Source organism: Janthinobacterium paucivorans (assembly GCF_051380805.1).
GTDB lineage: Bacteria > Pseudomonadota > Gammaproteobacteria > Burkholderiales > Burkholderiaceae_D > Janthinobacterium > Janthinobacterium lividum_D.
In genome coordinates this window covers 124,111-142,028 of record NZ_JBNYXR010000008.1, presented here as the reverse complement: position 1 = coordinate 142,028, position 17,918 = coordinate 124,111, and the positions used below count along the sequence as shown (strand labels likewise).

Genomic DNA, 17,918 nt, shown 5'->3' with positions numbered 1-17,918 from the left:
CCGGCCATCGCCTCTGGTGGCGCTTGGCCAGCTTCGGCTGGACTTCCGGCCGGGCCACAGCGCCTCTCCACCCAATCATTGTTTACCCGAGCAACTAGAACATGCACGCCTCCGTAGATCCCCTGATACCGCGCATTACCGCGCCTTTTGGCGCCGGCTATGCCGACCTGGCCCTGGCCCTCGGCGGCCTTGCCATCGGCACGGGCGAATTCGCCTCCATGAGCATCTTGCCCGTGGTGGCAGACGACCTGGGCACAAGCTTGCCGCAAATGAGCCACATGATCAGCGCCTATGCGCTGGGCGTGGTCATCGGCGCGCCGCTGATCACGATCTTCCTGGCGCGCATGCCGCGCCGTCTAATGCTGATCTGTCTGATGCTGATGTTCGCTGGAGGCAACTTGCTCAGCGCCATCGCCCCGAACTACGGCTTGCTGGTGGTGGCCCGCTTTGTGGCCGGCATCCCGCATGGCGCGTATTTTGGCGTGGCAGCGCTGGTGGCGGCCGCCCTGGCCGAACCGGACAGGCGCGGCCAGGCCGTGGCGCGTGTCCTGATGGGTTTGACGGTCGCCAATATCTTCGGTGTGCCGCTGGCCACGTATATCGGCCAGACTCTGGGCTGGCGCTCGGCCTTCTTGCTGGTCGTCGCGCTGGGCTTGCTGACCATGCTGATGGTGCGCATCTTCGTGCCCATGGTGGCTGCCGGGGATGCCAGCCCGCGCCGCGAGCTGGGCGTGTTCCGCCGCCTGCAAGTATGGCTGACCCTGCTGATGGTGGCCATCGGCTTCGGTGGCATGTTCGCCGTCTACACCTTCATCACGCCCACCTTGCTGGAAATTACGAAAGTGTCACCCCTCGTCATCTCCATTTTGCTGGCCATCATCGGTGTCGGCATGACCCTGGGTAATTTGATCGGCGGCTGGCTGGCCGACCGCTCGCGCCTGTGGACCATCTTTGGCGTGCTGCTGTGGAACGTGGCCGCGCTGGCCGCCTTCACCTACTCCAGCAGCAATGTCTGGCTGACGGCGATCAACCTGTTCGCCATCGGCGCCGGCATCGCCGTCGCCCCTGCCGTGCAAACACGCTTGATGGACGTGGCCGGCGACGCACAAACGGTGGCCGCCGCCCTCAACCATTCCGCTTTTAACATCGCCAACGCCCTGGGCGCGTGGGCCGGCGGCATCGCCATCGCCATGGGCATGGGTTTGCGCTCGACGGGCTGGGTCGGCGCGATGCTGGCCTGCGGCGGCATCGTCGTGCTGGGTATTTCCGTGCTGGTGGAAAACCGCAGCCGTCACCAAGGCAGCGCCCAAGCGGCATAAGGGTTGCGCCATGCAGCTGCCTGCCAAGGCGGCTGCATGGCGCATCGCCCGTTGCGGCGTTGGCCGCCTCCGCCAGCAAGCCTTGCAGCAATGCCACGCTGCACCATCCCTCGTCAATATTTTCCAGACTGCAGCGCGCGCACGGCCGCTGGCAGATGCCGGCTGTCTGCGCTGCGCGTTTCCGTGCGCCAGTACGGCAACTGAGCACTCATGGGCTCAAGCGTTCAATTCCATCAAATGCAATTAACTTGCAATAGCAAGGTCTGCAAGCTACTATTGCAACCCTATTGCATTGACACCATTGCGCTGCGTCTGCATTCGACGCCAGTACCCCATCCCGCTTTTTAGAGATTTTTATGCGCCATCACGTATTCGCAGCTGCCATGCTGTCTACTAGCCCGCTCGCTTACGCGGCAGAGGACATCACCGTGCAGAGCATCAACGTCCGGGCAGACAAGCCTACGGCCATCGACAACATCGTTGTCGTCGACAATACACAAGCCCAGAACAGGACGCTGGGCGGCATGCTCGAACATGTCTCTGGCGTGCAAAGCAGCGCCTTTGGACCGCATGCGGGCGCGCCGGTAATTCGCAGCCTGAGCGGCAGCCGCGTGCAGATCCTGGAAGATGGCCAGTCCATCCTCGGCATGAATGCGCTCAGTGGCGATATCAATATCGCGTTTGATCCGCTTTTCGTGCGCAGCGTCACCGTCAACAAATCATCCGATAGCGTGCGTTTCGGCGGCAATGCGATCGGCGGCAGCGTCGACGTCGATTCCGGCCTCATTTCCAGGACCATGGAGAGCACGCAAAAGAACCTGGAATTTGTCCTGCGCAAGGGCTACAACGATACCGACGCCCAGGGCTTGCGCATGAACTTCAACGACCAGCAGCACTTCTCGACCAATTTGCAGATGTCGTTCCAGAAAATCGCGCATTACGCTATTGCTGGCAACAGCAAGGCAGGCGTGTGCAACAGCCAGCTATTTCCTGCGCAGGGCGGCGTGAATATTTTTTTATCCGATAGTTGCCAAAAGGAAGCGCGGATCCAGCAGGTCTACAACAAGGCTTCGCAGCCCTTTATCGATCAATTCATGACAGAAAATCCGGACTGGGCGGACGGTGATTTTTCCTTCTACACCAATAAGCCGACGTCCGTCTGGCAGCGCAAGACCTACGTCAACCCGGCTAACCCCGCTTATGTCGCAGGTACGCCATCGATGACCCAGAACAAGATCAACAAGGATGTAACGCCCGATTACCATGGCACCCTAGGCAATAGCTATGCCAGCAATTCCCACTTTGCCGTCGGCAGCACCTATTTTTTCGATCGTGGTTACGTGGCAGTCAGTATCGATACCAAGAATAGCGCGTATGGCGTGCCCGGCTTTTCCATGGAAAACAAGTCTTTCGGCGCGAAGTATGACGCGGCGCTGCCTGTCGGCGTGGTGATACAGCAGGATAAATATGCGCTGGAAGCGCTTCTGCGAGAGCCCGTCGCCTATATTGAAAGCGCGCAACTGCGCGTATCTCGACTGAGCAATGCATCGGCAGAACTTCTTGGCTCTGCCAGGGCGAACGACTACCGGTTCGACACCAGGCAAGCCGAGCTCGTGCTTGCGCACCGGCGCGCAGGGCCCTTGAGCGGCTCGCTTGGCCTGAGCCACAAGGCCAGAGATATTGCCGGTAGCGGCTCGCAACTTTACCTTCCCGATGCAAGCACCATGAGCCGCGCGCTATTCGTCAAGGAAAGCCTGGACTTCGACTGGGCCACCTTCGATGCGGGCTTGCGCCATGAAAAAGTGGAGCACGAGATCCGCAAGAGCGGATTCAAGACCTCGAGAAATGCGAGCAATTCCCAACTCAACGACAAGGCGTTCAGCCTGAACAGCTATAGCCTGGGGGCTTCGGCCAAGCTAGGCCAGCTTTTCGGCGCGAAGCTGCGCTATACCGACTCGGAAAGAGCACCCGATATCAACGAGTTGTATGCAAGCAATCGGCACTATTCGATCCTGGCCCAGGAAGAAGGAAACCAGAACCTCAAGGCAGAACGTGCAAGCAATACCGAACTTACCGGCTTGTTCGGCAATGGCGGCTTCAAGTTGTCGGCAACGGGCTACGTCATGCAGTACGAGAACTATCTCTACCTTGGCCACTCGGGAGCCCAAATGGCAAACCGCCTGCCCTTGAAGTATTGGAAGCAGACCGATACGACGGTCAAGGGATTCGAGCTCGACGTGTCACAGGACGTGCAACTTGGCAACTACGGCAAGCTCAATCTCTCCGCATTTGCCGACCTGGTCAAGAACAAGGCAGACAATCCGGACAAGCTGCGCGCGCATAACGACGGCGAGTATCTGCCCAATATGCCTACCAACCGCTACGGCGCGAATTTGCTGTGGCAAAACAAGGGCTGGAAGGCCAGGGTTTCCAGCACTTACTATGCCAAGCAAAAGTATCTGGGCAAAAGTGTCGGCACGGAAGTGCCGCTCGACTGCTACACCATGCTGAACTTTCAGCTGAGCCGCGAACTCCAGGTGCCCAATTCACCGTTTGCCGGAGTCGAAGTGTTTATCAGCGGCACCAACTTGCTCGATGAAGATGCCAGGGCGCACAATTCGCCACTGAAATACATTGCGCCCTTGCCAGGCCGCAGCTTTCAAATTGGCTTGAGCGCCACGCTTTAAGGCACGCGGGGGCCGCTGTGGTTGCCGTCGCAGCTGACGGCCGCGCCATCGCTGGCGCGCGCCCTGAGGGTCGGACCCTGGACCTGGCTTTTGGGTTCAGCTTAAACCGCACTGTCCCACGGCGCCGACAACCTCACGGCGCAATTGATCAAGCCCACCATCGAGTACGTCTGCGGGAAGTTACCCCACATTTCGCCCGTCACCGGGTGCGTGTCTTCCGACAGCAGGCCCAGGTGGTTGCGCGCCTTTAGCATCGTTTCGAAGATCTTGCGCGCCTCGTCTTTCCTGCCGATGCGCGCCAGGGCGTCGATGCGCCAGAAGGTGCAGATGTTGAAGGTCGTTTCCGGCTTGCCGAAGTCGTCGGGCGCTTCGTAGCGGCGCATGTAGGGGCCGTCGCACAGCGACGCTTCGAGCGCGTCGACGGTAGCGATGAAACGCGGGTCCATCGGGTCGATGAAGTTCACTTCCGCCATCAGCAAGACGGAGGCATCAAGGTCGTGCCCGCCCAGGCTTTCGGCAAACGCCTGACGCTCCTTGCTCCACGCTTCGCGCAGCAGGCGTTCGCGGATCAGCACGGCGCGGCTGTTCCAGTGGTCGGCGCGCTCCGGCAAGCCCAGTTGATGGGCGACCTTGGCCAGGCGATCGCAGGCGGCCCAGCTCATCAGCATGGACGAGGTGTGGACCCGGGCGCGCGTGCGCAACTCCCACATGCCCGCGTCCGGCTGCGCATGCAGCCTGAAAGCCTGGTCGCCCACGGCTTCGAGCGCGGCAAACTCGGCCTTGCCGGCCTGGTGGAACAGACGCTGGTCGAGGAAGGACTGCGCCGCGCCCAGCACGATATTGCCGTAGACATCGTGCTGGAAGTGTTCCTGTGCCTGGTTGCCCACGCGCACGGGACCATTGCCGCGGTAGCCGGGCAAGTGGGCTAGCGTCGATTCCGGCAATTGTTCTTCCAGGCCGATGCCGTACAGGGGCTGGATATGCCCGCCCTTCGAGCGGGCGACGATATTCGTCAGCCAGCGCAGATACTCTTCCATCGTGCCCACTTCGGACAGGCTATTGAGGGCGCGCACGACAAAGAAGGCGTCGCGCAGCCAGCAATAGCGGTAATCCCAGTTGCGGCTGCTGCCCGGCGCTTCGGGGATGCTGGTAGTCATGGCGGCGATGATGGCGCCCGTATCTTCATATAGAGACATTTTCAAGGTGATGGCGGCGCGGATGACCACGTCTTGCCATTCCAGCGGCACGGCCAGGCGGCGCGTATAGCTGCGCCAGTAATTGATGGTATCCTTTTCAAAGATGCGCGCCGTCTCGTCGATGCCGCCGGCCAACGTTTCATCAGGCCCCAGCAAGAAGTTGGCCGTGCCACCCAGCACGAAATACGTTTCGCTCAGCACATAGTTGAGCGAAACATCCGTGTTCAGGCGCAAGGTCTGTTCCGGCCCTACATAGCGGATGTGGTGGCTGCCCTGCGTGATCTGCGGCGCCAGGCGGCCCCAGTCGTAGCGGGGGCGCAAGCGCACCCGGATGCGTACGGCCTGATCGAGCGGACGCACGCGGCGTATCAGCATCAGCGGGCGGAACATGCGGTCACGGCTGAGGAAACGGGGCGCGAAATCGGTGATTTCCACGCCGCGCCCCTCGGTATCGTACAGGCGCGTGCGCAGCACGGCCGTGTTCGGCTCGTAGCATTGCTCGCTGCGCGCGTGGTTTTCAATGTCGATGCCCCACACGCTGCCGTTTTCCGTGGCATCGAGCAAGCGGTTGAAAACGGGGTCGCCATCGAAACGGGGCAGGCAGGACCAGACGACCTGCCCTGCCTGGTCGATCAGGGCGCTGAAGGCGCAATTGCCCACCACGCCGCAGTTGAGGCTAGCCTGGGCGGGCGTGACCGGTGCCGACGCACTCGCTGCGCCAGCGGCGCAAGCGGCCAGGGAGCCGGCAGCGCCGCTGGGCGTGTCATACGCTTGTTGCGGAGATTGCGTCATCATCTGCTCCTTATGAGGATATAGCGGCAGCCAGCAGCGCGGCGCGCAAGGCGCCCGGACTGGCCAGACGCAGGATGGCGGCGCTGGGGCCGCTGCCCACTTTGACGCCCTGCCCACGAACTTGTTGTACAAAGGCAAAACCTGCCTCGTCAGTGGTGTCGTCGCCCGCGAACACGGGCCGGCGGCCGGCGAATGGCGCTTCACGCATGAAGGCGGCGATGGCGCCGCCCTTGTCGCTGGCGGCCGGCTTGGCTTCCACGACCATTTTGCCATGCAACAGCAACAACCCCGGGCACGCTTGCACGGCGGCCGTCATTTCCTGCGAGCACAAATGTTCGAGTTCCGGTGCCAGACGGTAATGCAGGGCGACGGCGCCCCGCTTTTGTTCCACCAGCAAGCCCGGGTGGGCAGAGGCCAGCGCCAGCGCGCGCGCCAGTACGGATGAGACATCGGGCGTAGCGGCCACATGCAGCGCGCCATCGGCGCCGCGCCGCTCCACGCCATGCACGCCCGCCACCGGCAAGAGCAGCGGTGCCAGCATGGCATCGATCTGCGCCACGGGGCGCCCGGAAATGAGCGCCAGCGCGCCGCCATGGCGCTCGGCCAGCAGGGCCAGCGCTTGCACGATGCCCCCTTCCAGGTGCACGCCATCGGGCGTGGGCGCCAGGTCGACCAGGGTACCGTCGAAGTCGAGGAAGACGGCGCTGCCAGGCTTGCTCAGCAGTTGCAGTACGGCGGCGCTATCGTCAGGCATCTGCATCATCAGATCCCCTTGCGCCGCTTGCGGCGGCTATGGGCATCGATCTTGCTCATGACTTTGTCGCGCTGACGCAAACGGGCGGCATCGAGCAGCATGCGCCCGGCCCAGCGGTAGACATTGAAATGTTTGACACGCGCACGCATGCTCTTCATGCGCTCGCGCTGCTCCACGGGCGGCATCGACAGGCCGCGGTACAGGGCCTCGGCGCCTTGCTCGATGTGATATGGATTGATAATCAGCGCTTCATGCAGTTCGCGCGCCGCGCCGGTGAACTGGCTCAAGACAAGCACGCCCATCTCATCGTCGCGCGCGGCGACGAATTCCTTGGCCACCAGATTCATGCCGTCATGCAAGCTTGTCACCATGCACACTTCAGAAGCGCGGAAATAGCGCTGCAAGTCTTCCTGTCCATGCTGCTCGGCTTTCAACAGGATGGGGACATAGCTGCCGCTGCCGAAGCGGCGGTTGATGCGCTCGACCATCTTGCGCACGCGCGCATCGAAACTTTGATATTCGTCTAGCGAAGCGCGGCTGGGGGCGGCGATTTGCACAAAAGTAAAATGGCCAAGCATGCCAGGCTGCTGTTCCAGCATGCGCTCGACGGCCTGGAAGCGCTCGACGATGCCTTTCGTGTAATCGAGCCGATCCACACCGATGCCCAGCAAGTGATCGGGTGCCACGCCCAGTTCGGCGCGGATTTGCGCGCGGCAAGTGGCTGCATCAGGCTGCTCGCGATGCTCCTCGGGCCAGGCGATGGAAATCGGGTAATCCTCGACCTGCGTCATCTCGCCGCCATAGGAAATCGTCGACGCTTCCGGCGCGATGCGCGTTTCCAGGTAGCGGTCTACCGTTTCGAGGAAATTCTTGCGGTGGAATGGCGTATGGAAGCCCAGGATCGTGCTGCCCAGCAAGCCGTCGAGAATTTCCTCGCGCCACGGACAAATGCCGAACGATTCCGAATTCGGCCAAGGGATATGCCAAAAAGTAATAATCGTCGCTTTCGGAAAAGCTTCGCGCACCATGCGCGGCAGCAAGGCAAAATGATAATCTTGCACCAGCACGACAGGGTTGTCCGTCTTCGCCTCGGCGATCACCGCTTCGGCAAAGCGGCGGTTCACTTTGACATACTGCTCCCAGTCAGAGGAGCGGAACACGGGGCGCACGTGGGCAATATGGCACAGCGGCCACATGCCTTCATTAGCAAAACCATAATAATAGCCTTGTTCTTCCTCTTGCGTCAGCCATACGCGGCGCAAGGTATAGCTGGGATGATCGGGTGGCACCGGCACATGGTCGAATTTATCCACCGTTTCGCGGTCGGCGGAACCGGCGCCATGCGCGATCCAGGTGCCGGAACAGGCGCGCATCACCGCTTCCACGGCCGTCACCAGGCCGCTGGCCGGGCGCTGCACGCTGATGCCCGTGTCCGTCATGGTGTGGATGTACGGTTCGCGGTTCGATACCACCAGCACTTGATCTCCCGCCAGGTCTGCTTCGAGCAAGCCGCGCAGTTTTTCCGGCGTCCACTCCGAGTTCCAGCCACTGTCGCCCTGGCGCTCCAGATGGTATTGCTGCAGCAATTCGCGCAAGTCGCCGATCAGCGGCTGCATTTCCGGCGGCGGCGCGGCGGCGGCGGGCGCATTGGCGCTCTGGACGGCCATGGCGCCGCGCGGCATCAATTCCCCCCGCAACATATCCTTCACGGCCGACAGCCAGCCGCGCCAGCTCAGGTGAGCGACGCACACGCTTATCAGGGAAATGAGCACGGCCAGTACGGCCAGGAAAGCAAAGATGAAGCGCCTGGTATCGGTATTGCGGCGCTCGACAAAACGCATGTCCTGCACCAGCACCAGGCGGCCCAGCTCGGTAGCGTCCTGCATGACCGGCGTTTCGCTGAGATGGACTTGCCCCTGCGGCAGTTGCGCCAAGGATTTGTACAGACCGCCCGCAGAAGGCGTGCTCCAGCAGCCGATCGAGGCCGGGTATTGCGCGGATTGGTAGACCAGGTGGCCGGCATGATCGCAAAAGCCGATGGCGATCAGGCGTTCATCGCGCATGGCGCCCTGGAACAACGCGCCGATGCGCGTGGCATCTTGCGCGGGCAGGGCTTCGCTGAGCGGGGGGCGCAGAGTTTCAGCGAGCAATTGCGCCCGGCTGTCGAGGTCACGCACATACCAGCGCAGGGTGATGTTGTCGAGCAGCGGCACCACAATATAAGCAAACAATCCCAGCACCAGAGCCAGCGGCAGGATGAAACGCAAAGACATTCGCAGTGATCGTACTATCATCGTTTTCCTTTGCAGACATAAGCAAACATTGCAAGTATGACTATATTGCAAAAATGGCGGCGCCCGTTTGCAGGCCGTGTTGAAACGTCAACGTGGCTTGGCGCAGCGCAGCAATAACTTGCAGTATCGACCTTGCCGCAACTCTTATCCGTTCGGCAACGCACGTCCCTGCGAGCTCACCTGCCCGTAAAATAGCCGCTTCCGGCAGCCATTTCACTGACACAGAAGGAGTTTTCGCCTATGGATCTCAGCACGTTTCACTCACTGATGGGAGGCCCGCTGCGCTCGGCGCTGAGCGTGCTCGTTTCGGCCCTGCTGGTCACCGTGCTCGCCATCGGCTTGCACCGGGCTGGCATCGGCTTGCTGAAAAAACTGGCCCATGGCCGCCCGTTTACCACCAATGTCACGCGCGTGGCTTTCCGCGCCAGCCAGCTGTGCGTGATCGTCTTCGGCTTGCGCATGGTGCTGGCCGGTGCGCCCGACAACACGCCGGGCTTGGTCGCCGTGTCGCACCTGGCCAGCGTGGCGCTGATCATCGCGCTGACCTGGCTAGCCATGCAATGCATCAAGGCGCTGTCCATCACGATTTCCGACATCCACCCCGTCGACGTCGCCGACAACCTGCGCGCGCGCCGCCTGATCACGCAAGCGCGCGTACTGACGCGCAGCGCGCACGCCATCGTGGTGATCCTGGGCCTGGCCTTCGTGCTGCTGACCTTGCCTGGCGCGCGGCAGATCGGCGCCAGCCTGCTCGCTTCGGCCGGCGTGGCGGGGCTGGTGGCCGGTATCGCCGCGCGCCCCGTGCTCGGCAATTTCATTGCAGGGCTACAAATTGCGTTTTCGCAACCCATCCGCATCGACGACGTGCTGATCGTCAATGGCGAATGGGGCAAGGTCGAGGAAATCAAGGGCACCTACGTGGTCGTGCGCGTGTGGGACGAGCGCCGTTTGATCGTGCCGCTGCAGTGGTTCATTGAAAATCCGTTCGAGAACTGGACGCATAGCTCGTCCGCCCTGCTGGGCACGGTGTTCCTGTGGCTCGATTTCAGCATCGCGCTCGAACCGCTGCGCGCCGAACTGACGCGCATCTGCGAGTCGGCCAGCCAATGGGATGGCCGGGTCTGCACGGTGCAGGCGACCGATTCGAACGAGCGGGCCGTGCGCGTGCGCTTTCTGATCAGCGCGCAAGATTCGGGCCTGGCCTTCGAATTACGCTGCATCGTGCGCGAGCGAATGCTGGCGTTTATTACGGCCAACTACCCGCACGGCCTGCCCCGCTTGCGCTCCTCACACGACCCGATCGAAGTGCGCGAAATGCAGGCGCAAAACGACAGCGTGTCGCGGTACAAGGCGTAAACATCGTGCGGCGCGCTGCCCCTTGTCCACGCGCCGCTGCCATGGGCCGCAAGAGCACCACCGCCTGGCTCATCCTGATCGATGGTCTGCTGCTGGTGCGCGAACGGGCCGACATCCGCATTGGCGTCGTCATCTTGTCCATCGTCGCGCACGGCCTGACCGTCCCCCCCCTGCTGGAACGCTACTGGCGCAAATGAGCACGGGCCAGATCCCTTTGCATTTGCTGTAAAGCAATGTTTCGCCAATTGCACCTACGGCGGGCGGAAATGTTGTTAAGATAATTAAAAACAAGCAAAGAGAGCATCAATGAAACGAAGAAGCATGCTGCAACTGGGCGTCTCACTGGCCCTGCTGCAAACGGGCTGCGCCATCGATCCGACAACGCTGGCGTGGGAAACGCAATTTGACGCCTTCATGCGCGATGGCCTTGCCCGCACTGAAACGCCGGGCATGAGCGTGGCCGTGGTGCGCGGCGAGCAAACCATCTTCGCGCGTGGCTATGGCTGGGCCGATATCGAGGCCGGCAAGAAGGCCGACGCTAACACGGCGTTTCATATTGCCTCCGTCAGCAAGCTCGTGACAGCGACGGCCGTCATGATGCTGCTCGAACAGGGCGCCTTCCAGCTCGACGACAAGGTGGCGGCCTATCTGGACTTCCCGCTCATGCATCCGAAATTTCCCGACGTGCCCATCACCTTTCGCCATTTGCTCAACCATACGTCGGGCATTTCCGATGCCGTATACGAAAAAACGACGGCGTTTGCCGTGCAGGGCGACCCGCGATTACCGCTGCGCGATTTCGTCAAGGGCTACCTGTCGCGTGGTGGCGCCTGGTATGACGCGGATATGTCGTTTGCCGCCCGGCCTGGCACCGAGTGGCGCTACAGCAATGTGGCTATCGCCCTGCTCGGCTATCTGGTGGGCCGCTTGAACCCCGATGGCCTCGACGCCTACGCGCACGAGCACCTGTTCGAGCCGCTGGGCATGGACAGCACGGCCTGGAACCTGGCCAGCTTGCCGCGCCGTACGGTCGTCGCGCAGCCGTATGCGCACAAGGAACCGGGCCTGCAACTGCTGCCACAGGTCGGCTATCCAGACTGGCCGGCCGGCCTGCTGCGCAGCTCGGCGCATGACTTGGCCCGTTTCCTGGCCATTTTCAGCAATGGCGGCCGGGTCGATGGCCACCGCTACCTGCAAGATTCTACCCTGCAATTATTTTTTGCCCCGCAAACGGCGCCCGTCGTACCGGCCGATTCATCCGTGCGCCAAGCCTTGGTGTGGCAGCTGCGCGATGTCGACGGCAAGGCGCTGGCCACGCACAGCGGCGGCGATCCGGGCGCCGCGTCCGTCGTCTGCGTCGACCGCGCCAGCAAGACGGCCGTGCTGGCCTTCGCCAATGTCAGCGCCGACAAGGAATTTCGTTCATTTCAGAAAGAAGTCGTGCTGCGCCTGCTGGCGCATGGCGCCGGCACGCCGGCGACCAGGCAAGGCTAGGCGCCGAACCAGCCGCGCAGCTTCTCGGCAGCGCTTTCCTTGACCTCGGCCGTGATGTAGGTGGCCACCGTGGCGACGGCCGCCGCGAGCACGGCCAGGTCATCCGCATAGCCGATCACGGGCGTGATGTCGGGAACGGCATCGATGGGTGAAATGAAATAGCCGAGCGCGCCATAAATGGCCGTCTTGGCCCACAGCGGGGTATTTGGCTGCTGGGCCGCGTAATATAGCCACAGGGCTTTCTCGATGACTTCGCGTCCCGCCGTCCTGGCGAACTTGACGACCTTGTCCCAAAAGCTGTCTTGCGTGTATTTCTTTGCATACTGCTTGTCGGCCTGGGGGGCGTGATTTTCTTCCAACTTCTTTTTTCTGCCAAACATCTGCTGCTCCTGTCTAATGCGCAAGCCGTTACGCATGCGCACCTTAGCATAACGGCGCGCCGGGTAGGCCGCATGCAAGCTTGGCTCAAGCCTGGCGCCCCGGCTGGGGCTGGAGCTTGACTTGGCACTGGCGCGTGAGCTCGTGGGCGAAGCTGCTGCAGACCGGCAAGCCGGCTTGGCCGGCATCGCGCGCCACGGCGGCTGGCGCGGCGGCGCTCTCCGGCGCATCGCCGGGAGACAGCAGCGTGGCCGCCAAAATAGCGAAGGTGAACAGGCAAATGAGCAGCAATGGCTTGTTTACGTGCATCGACTGCTCTGGCTTGTGCATCGCGTACTCCATCGGATTGCTTGGTTGTTGTAGCATGGACACGATCATCGCGTGTTTCCGCAGGGCATACAATCAGACAGTTTCGACAAGATGGGTAGGACAATGCTGACAATGCTGGCAGCGCCGGCCGCAGCAACGTCAGGAAAGGGACCTGCAGGGCCTTTACCTGCAGCCTGCCCGGCGTCGCTTGCACGCTGGCCTCAGGCAGACAAGTCGGACAATTCCAGCTCCGAAAAGCCGGCCCGGCGCCGCGCTTCCAGGTTGAACGGGCCGCGCAGGGTGGGCGCTTCGTAGCGCAGCGCCAGCGCGGCGTAGGTGGCGCGCAATTCCAGGCCACGCTGCTCGCACAGGTAGCCGTACCAGCGGTTGCCGATTTCCACATGCCCCACTTCATCGCGCAAGATGATGTCGAGAATGGCGGCGGCGGCCATGTCTCCGGCCTGCGCCAGCTTGGCGCGCAGCGGCGGAATCGCGTCCAGGCCACGCGCTTCCAGGGTGCGCGGCACCAGCGCCATGCGCGCCAGCACGTCGGCGCGCGTCTTGTCGACCATTTCCCACAGACTGTCGTGGCCGGGGAAGTCGCCATAAGTATGGCCGAGCACCTGCAGATGCGCCTGCAGCATGGCAAAGTGCGTCGCTTCTTCCTTGGCCACGCGCAGCCAGTCCGTATAGTAGTCAAAGGGCAAGTCCGGGAAGCGCCACAGGGCGTCGAGCGCCAGGTTCATGGCATTGAATTCAATATGCGCAAGCGCGTGCACCAGCATGGCGCGCCCTTCCGGCGTGATCATCGAGCGCCGCCCGACCAGGCGCGGCGGCACCAGTTCCGGGCGCTCGGGACGGCCCGGCACGGCGCCGCCGGGCACCAATGACGCTTGCGCATCGAGCGCCAGCTGCGCTTCGGCCATGGCCGCCACCATCGCCACCTTCGTCGCCGGGTCCGGTTCGAGCAGGCAAGCGAGCGCAGTGGCGCGCAATTCCGGTGGCGGTGTCGGGTTCAGTGGGGGTGGCTGCATGGGAATTCCTTCGTGCGCGTCAACTGCGCATAAACAATGAGGCCTGCAGTGTAGCAAGTGCCTGCCCCACCAGCCAGTGCTGCAGGCACTTGCCGGTCCAGCCGATGCCGCCGCAGCAGCGCCCATACTGCACCAGGCGCGCAGGCGGGCCAGGCCGGCATCAACCGGCGACGGCCGCCAGCAAGGCGCGGCCATGCGCCACATAGGCCGCCATTTCTTGCTCCGGCACCATGCCGCCGCCCGTGCCCCACACCAGATGCGTGGCAGTATCGCCGTGCTGCTGGTATTGCGGCGCGGCCAGCACGGGCTCGATCCCCGCGAAACCGGCCACGGCGGACGGTTCCAGGCGCAAGCCTTGCGTTTGCGCAAGCGTCGCCAGCAAACGGTACAGCTCGTCATCCGTGACGGTAGCGTAGCCGTCGATCAAGCGCTGCATGGCCCGCCCAACGAAACCGGACGCGCGTCCCACGGCCAGGCCATCGGCAGCCGTCAGGTTGTCGATGCCGATTTCCTGCACGCTGATGCCTTCATGCAAGCCCGTGTACACGCCCAGCAGCATGCACGGCGAGTGGGTCGGCTCGACAAACACGCAGTGCACAGCATCGCCAAAGGCCAGTTTCAAGCCAAAGGCCACGCCGCCGGGACCGCCACCGACGCCGCACGGCAAGTACACGAACAGGGGATGCTGCGCATCGACTATGACGCCGTTTGCGGCGAACTGCGCTTGCAGGCGCTGGCCCGCCACCGCGTAGCCGAGAAATAAATCGTGCGAGTTCTCATCGTCGACGAAGTGGCAGCTGGAGTCGTTCTGCGCCTGCCTGCGCCCCGCTGCCACGGCCACGCTGTAGTCGGTCGCGTATTCGACGACGGTGACGCCGTGGCTGCGCAATTGATCCTTTTTCCATTGCCGCGCGTCAGCCGACATATGCACCGTAGCGCGAAAGCCCAGGCGCGCGCTCATGATGCCGATCGACAAGCCCAAATTGCCCGTCGAGCCGACGGCAATTGCATACTGGCCGAAAAACGCCCGCACGGCGTCGCTGGCGAGCAGGCTGTAGTCATCGTCCTCTTTCAATAAACCGGCGTCCAGCGCCAGCATTTCCGCGTGTTTCAGCACTTCATAGATACCGCCGCGCGCCTTGATCGAGCCAGAAATAGGCAAATGGCTATCCTGCTTGAGCCATAACTGACCGCTCGGCATGCCCAGCGCCGCCTGCATGGCGGGCAACGGCACGACGGGCGACTCGATGACGCCGCCGCTGGCCTGCGTTTCCGGGAATGCCTTGGCCAGGTAGGGCGCGAAGCGCGCCAGGCGCGCGCTGGCGTCAGCCACGTCAGCGGCCGTCAAGCCCACGTCGCACAAGGCCTCGGCCGCCGGCGCGATGCCAGGATTGAACCAGCTCAAGGGCTGCAAGGCCATCAATGCTGTCACAAGGGGAAACTTTTCGCACAGCGCGGCGATGGCGGGAATAGGCAGCATGACAACCTCGTGTAGAAACAAGCCATGATTAAACCGCATCCGGGTGCCGCTGGCAAACGATGGTTAATCAGACAATGGGGAGCCGGAAGCGCCTGCCAATAGCTAAATTTAATTATTGAATGCACTATCAATTAAAGAAAAATTTCCACAAAGTCACAAAAATAAGTTATCTTTAAGGCAAAAATAAGGAGACATTTTTTTCTCTTTTCTACCGAGGTAAAAATGCGTTCCAAAAATGAGAAAACCAATGCTGCGAATATGGACATCCTCGACTGCGCAAGGCAAGACGATTTGACGGCCCAAAAGGTCGAGGTGGGCGTTATTTTTCAGGAAATGCTCGATACCGCCACGGCTGCCGCCTATCTGGCCAAGAACAAAGTACCGATCGCCACTGCGCTGCGGGTGCTGACAGGATCACGGCGCAAAAAGAACGCAGGCGAAAATTGATGGCGCTGCGGCGGCTTACTCGACGCTGGCGCTCGATAATCGACACCGCACGCACGCGCTGCCATTATTCAAGACACGCCGGGTGGGTTGCCAGGCACGTTGCTGGCAGCGTTGCCGCACTTGAGGCCATGCGCACTTAGTCACGCACATCTGCCCCTGCTTTGTCTTTGCGACGAAACCTGAGGCGGACGCCTTCCGCAGCGGCTGCAGGAAGGCGCCCGCTGATTAGGCCCTTAGAACTTCAGTTGCAGCCCAAGATCAATCGACCGGCCCTCGGCCGGCAAGGCTTGCAGCACGCCGCCGTTCGCCTTCAGACCCGACAGATACACGCCCCCCAGCGGGTCCGCGTAGGCGCGGTTGAACAGATTGCTGACGCCGGCGCTCAGGCTGGCCATCTTGCCCAGCGCTACGCTGCTGCGCAGATTGACGAGGGCATAGCCGCCCGTCGCGGGCTCAAAGCGACGCGCATCGACCTTGTCCTTGCGGGCAACCATCTTCGTTTCGATGCGACTGCTCCAGGCGCCCAGCGTATGCTCGACGGCCAGCAAGGCATTGAACGGCATCATGCGGTACAGGTCGCCGCCATCGCTGCGCTTGCCCCGCGTCCAGGCGGCATTGCCCGAGGCCACGATGCGCCCCCGGCGCGCGCTGCTCGCTAGCGGCAACTGCCACGCCATATTGGCGCCATACAGCTTGGCATCATGGTTGGCAAAGCGCAGCAAGTTGCCATTCGCACCCATTTTCATATACGGATGAAAAGACGCCAGCACATCGACGTCAATGTAATTGTCGACCTTGCTGTAATACGGGTTCACGCGCAGGAACCAGCCCTCTTCGCCGCCGCCATGCCAGTCGGCCGTGAAGGCCGCCGTATGGGCCGTTTCGGCTTTGAGGTCGATATTGCCCACGTAGCCGTTGCCGTCGCCAAACCAGTTGGTCATGGTCATGGCCATGGAGCCGCGGCCCCATGAGTAGCGCTCGTACAGATTAGGCGAGCGCACCTTGCGCGCCAGCGCGAATGCATAGTCGCTGGCCGCGTCCGGCGTGAAGGTGGCTTGCGCCATGGCATCGATGTTCGTATCGCGCTGGCTGCGGCTGCGCGCATTGAAGGCCTTGGCGGCCATCAGGTCGGGCATGTTCATCATATTGGTGCCATACGCTTGCACCTCGCCCGTGTCCATGCGCACGGACTCGCCGCGCAAGCCCAACACACTCGTCCAGCGCGCAGCATGGCGCGTTTCCAGTTCAGCAAACAGCACGGTGCGGTCGCGCTTGCCATCGTTGATGTTCAGGTAGGTGCGCGGCCCCATCATCATCGAACCGGGCACGGCCGGCCAGTAATCGTCGAGGCGAAAGCCATGCCACTCCTGCCCCAGGCGCAAATCACCGGCAGCGGTCGGCACGCTAGCCATCAGTGCATAGCCGGTGTTGCGGCCATGCGTCAGCATCGGCATCGTGCCCTTGCGCTCGGCCGAGAAAAAGCCCATTGCATGTTCGGTCTGCTGCCAATAGGCGCGCGCATCGAACACGCCCCAGGCAAATGTGCCCTGGTAAGCGAGATTGGCGAACTGGCCGTGGTTGTCCGTCATGTCCATATACTGGTTGGGAAAGCCCTGGTAGGGAATGTGCTGCACGCCGGCGCGCAGGGTCAGCTGCTGGCCCTGACCTTTTGCCGCCAGTACCATGGCCTGGTTGATGCTTTCATACATGCTGCCCAGCACCTTGTTGCCGTGCCCATCGTCATAGCTATGGCCGCGTGTATAGGCGCCGCTGTAGCCGACGCTCAGGCTGTCGCTGGCTGCTGTGGCTTGCACGCTAGTGGCCACGCTATTGTTGACGCTGCGGCCCGACACGGCAAAACTGCCTTGCGTCAAGAGCCCTGCGCCCGGCTGGGCGAACACGGGCGCGTTCGATTGCACCTCGATACTGCCGGCGATGCTGTCGCCACCGACGCTAACGGGCGTCACGCCAGCGATCAGGCGTATGCGCTGCACTTGTTGCGGATCGATGTAGGACAGCGGCGCATTCATGTGATTGGCGCAGGCCGACGTCAGCTCCATGCCATCGATACGGATCTTGATGCGGTCATCGGCAAAGCCATTCACCATTGGCAAGCCGGACACGCCGCCGCCTGCCGCCACGCTGTAGCCGGGCGTGCTGGAGAGCAGCAGCGCCGTGTCGGCGACGGGGCGATAGCCTTCCTTGACGCCAGCAACGATGACTTTCATTTCAGGCAAGACGATGGTCTCTGCGTCACTGCGGGTTTGCGCCATGGCGGGCATGGCGGGCATGGCGATGGCGAGGGAAATCAATAACGGTATATGTTTCATGCTGCTGCTTTCAGATTCTGTAGAGGTGAAGCGAACTGGCGCAAGCGC

At 62.2% G+C, this 17,918-nt stretch carries 14 protein-coding genes; 6 read left to right on the top strand and 8 right to left on the bottom strand.

Annotation, left to right across the window (positions count from 1 at the left end; translation table 11 throughout):
- The first annotated feature begins 101 nt into the window (after positions 1-101).
- On the top strand, positions 102-1,319 hold the full coding sequence (locus ACQ4V8_RS12050; protein ID WP_436571530.1) for an MFS transporter: 1,218 nt from the start codon (positions 102-104) through the stop codon (positions 1,317-1,319).
- A gap of 383 nt (positions 1,320-1,702) precedes the next feature.
- On the top strand, positions 1,703-4,006 hold the full coding sequence (locus ACQ4V8_RS12045) for a TonB-dependent receptor (RefSeq protein ID WP_436571529.1): 2,304 nt from the start codon (positions 1,703-1,705) through the stop codon (positions 4,004-4,006).
- A 101-nt stretch (positions 4,007-4,107) separates the two neighbouring features.
- Here the strand turns inward: ACQ4V8_RS12045 and ACQ4V8_RS12040 are convergent, their stop codons facing one another.
- From ACQ4V8_RS12040 to ACQ4V8_RS12030, 3 genes are read right to left on the bottom strand one after another with little or no spacing between them, the layout of a single operon-like run.
- Complete coding sequence (locus ACQ4V8_RS12040; RefSeq protein ID WP_436571569.1) at positions 4,108-5,994, bottom strand: glycoside hydrolase family 15 protein; 1,887 nt, start codon at positions 5,992-5,994, stop codon at positions 4,108-4,110.
- Positions 5,995-6,004: 10 nt separating this feature from the next.
- Positions 6,005-6,757: a trehalose-phosphatase gene (otsB, locus tag ACQ4V8_RS12035; protein ID WP_070347290.1), complete on the bottom strand. Its 753-nt coding sequence runs from the start codon at positions 6,755-6,757 to the stop codon at positions 6,005-6,007.
- Positions 6,757-9,021 (bottom strand): alpha,alpha-trehalose-phosphate synthase (UDP-forming), encoded by a 2,265-nt coding sequence (locus tag ACQ4V8_RS12030; RefSeq protein ID WP_436571528.1) that lies wholly within the window; start codon positions 9,019-9,021, stop codon positions 6,757-6,759. Before ACQ4V8_RS12030 ends, otsB begins: the two co-directional genes overlap by 1 nt.
- Before the next feature lie 261 nt (positions 9,022-9,282).
- Here ACQ4V8_RS12030 and ACQ4V8_RS12025 point away from each other — a divergent pair, with 261 nt between their 5' ends.
- The 3 genes from ACQ4V8_RS12025 (at position 9,283) to ACQ4V8_RS12015 (ending at position 11,892) form a co-directional block, all read left to right on the top strand.
- Positions 9,283-10,398: a mechanosensitive ion channel family protein gene (locus ACQ4V8_RS12025; protein ID WP_070347291.1), complete on the top strand. Its 1,116-nt coding sequence runs from the start codon at positions 9,283-9,285 to the stop codon at positions 10,396-10,398.
- Between the two features lie 5 nt (positions 10,399-10,403).
- The gene (locus ACQ4V8_RS12020; protein WP_142303387.1) at positions 10,404-10,595 is read left to right on the top strand and encodes a hypothetical protein; all 192 of its coding nucleotides are present in this window, start codon (positions 10,404-10,406) and stop codon (positions 10,593-10,595) included.
- Positions 10,596-10,704: 109 nt separating this feature from the next.
- Entirely contained in the window at positions 10,705-11,892 is a 1,188-nt protein-coding gene (locus ACQ4V8_RS12015; RefSeq protein ID WP_070347293.1) for a serine hydrolase domain-containing protein, read from the top strand.
- Here ACQ4V8_RS12015 and ACQ4V8_RS12010 read toward each other — a convergent pair.
- The 4 genes from ACQ4V8_RS12010 to dsdA all read right to left on the bottom strand — a co-directional run bounded on the left by ACQ4V8_RS12010 (position 11,889) and on the right by dsdA (position 15,093).
- Complete coding sequence (locus tag ACQ4V8_RS12010) at positions 11,889-12,272, bottom strand: YkvA family protein (RefSeq protein WP_050855926.1); 384 nt, start codon at positions 12,270-12,272, stop codon at positions 11,889-11,891. The two genes, ACQ4V8_RS12015 and ACQ4V8_RS12010, sit on opposite strands and share 4 nt — an antisense overlap.
- 85 nt (positions 12,273-12,357) lie before the next feature.
- Positions 12,358-12,636 carry a hypothetical protein gene (locus ACQ4V8_RS12005; protein ID WP_142303388.1) on the bottom strand — a complete coding sequence of 93 codons (279 nt, stop codon included), beginning with the start codon at positions 12,634-12,636 and terminating at the stop codon, positions 12,358-12,360.
- Between the two features lie 164 nt (positions 12,637-12,800).
- A complete protein-coding gene (locus ACQ4V8_RS12000) occupies positions 12,801-13,613 on the bottom strand; it encodes a ferritin-like domain-containing protein (protein WP_436571527.1) in 813 nt (270 codons plus the stop codon).
- Positions 13,614-13,773: 160 nt separating this feature from the next.
- Positions 13,774-15,093, bottom strand: a complete 1,320-nt coding sequence (dsdA, locus tag ACQ4V8_RS11995; RefSeq protein ID WP_436571526.1) for a D-serine ammonia-lyase — start codon at positions 15,091-15,093, stop codon at positions 13,774-13,776.
- Positions 15,094-15,351: 258 nt separating this feature from the next.
- Here dsdA and ACQ4V8_RS11990 point away from each other — a divergent pair, with 258 nt between their 5' ends.
- Complete coding sequence (locus ACQ4V8_RS11990; protein ID WP_142303389.1) at positions 15,352-15,540, top strand: hypothetical protein; 189 nt, start codon at positions 15,352-15,354, stop codon at positions 15,538-15,540.
- A 233-nt stretch (positions 15,541-15,773) separates the two neighbouring features.
- Here the strand turns inward: ACQ4V8_RS11990 and ACQ4V8_RS11985 are convergent, their stop codons facing one another.
- A complete protein-coding gene (locus tag ACQ4V8_RS11985) occupies positions 15,774-17,870 on the bottom strand; it encodes a TonB-dependent receptor (protein WP_436571525.1) in 2,097 nt (698 codons plus the stop codon).
- Positions 17,871-17,918 lie beyond the last annotated feature (48 nt).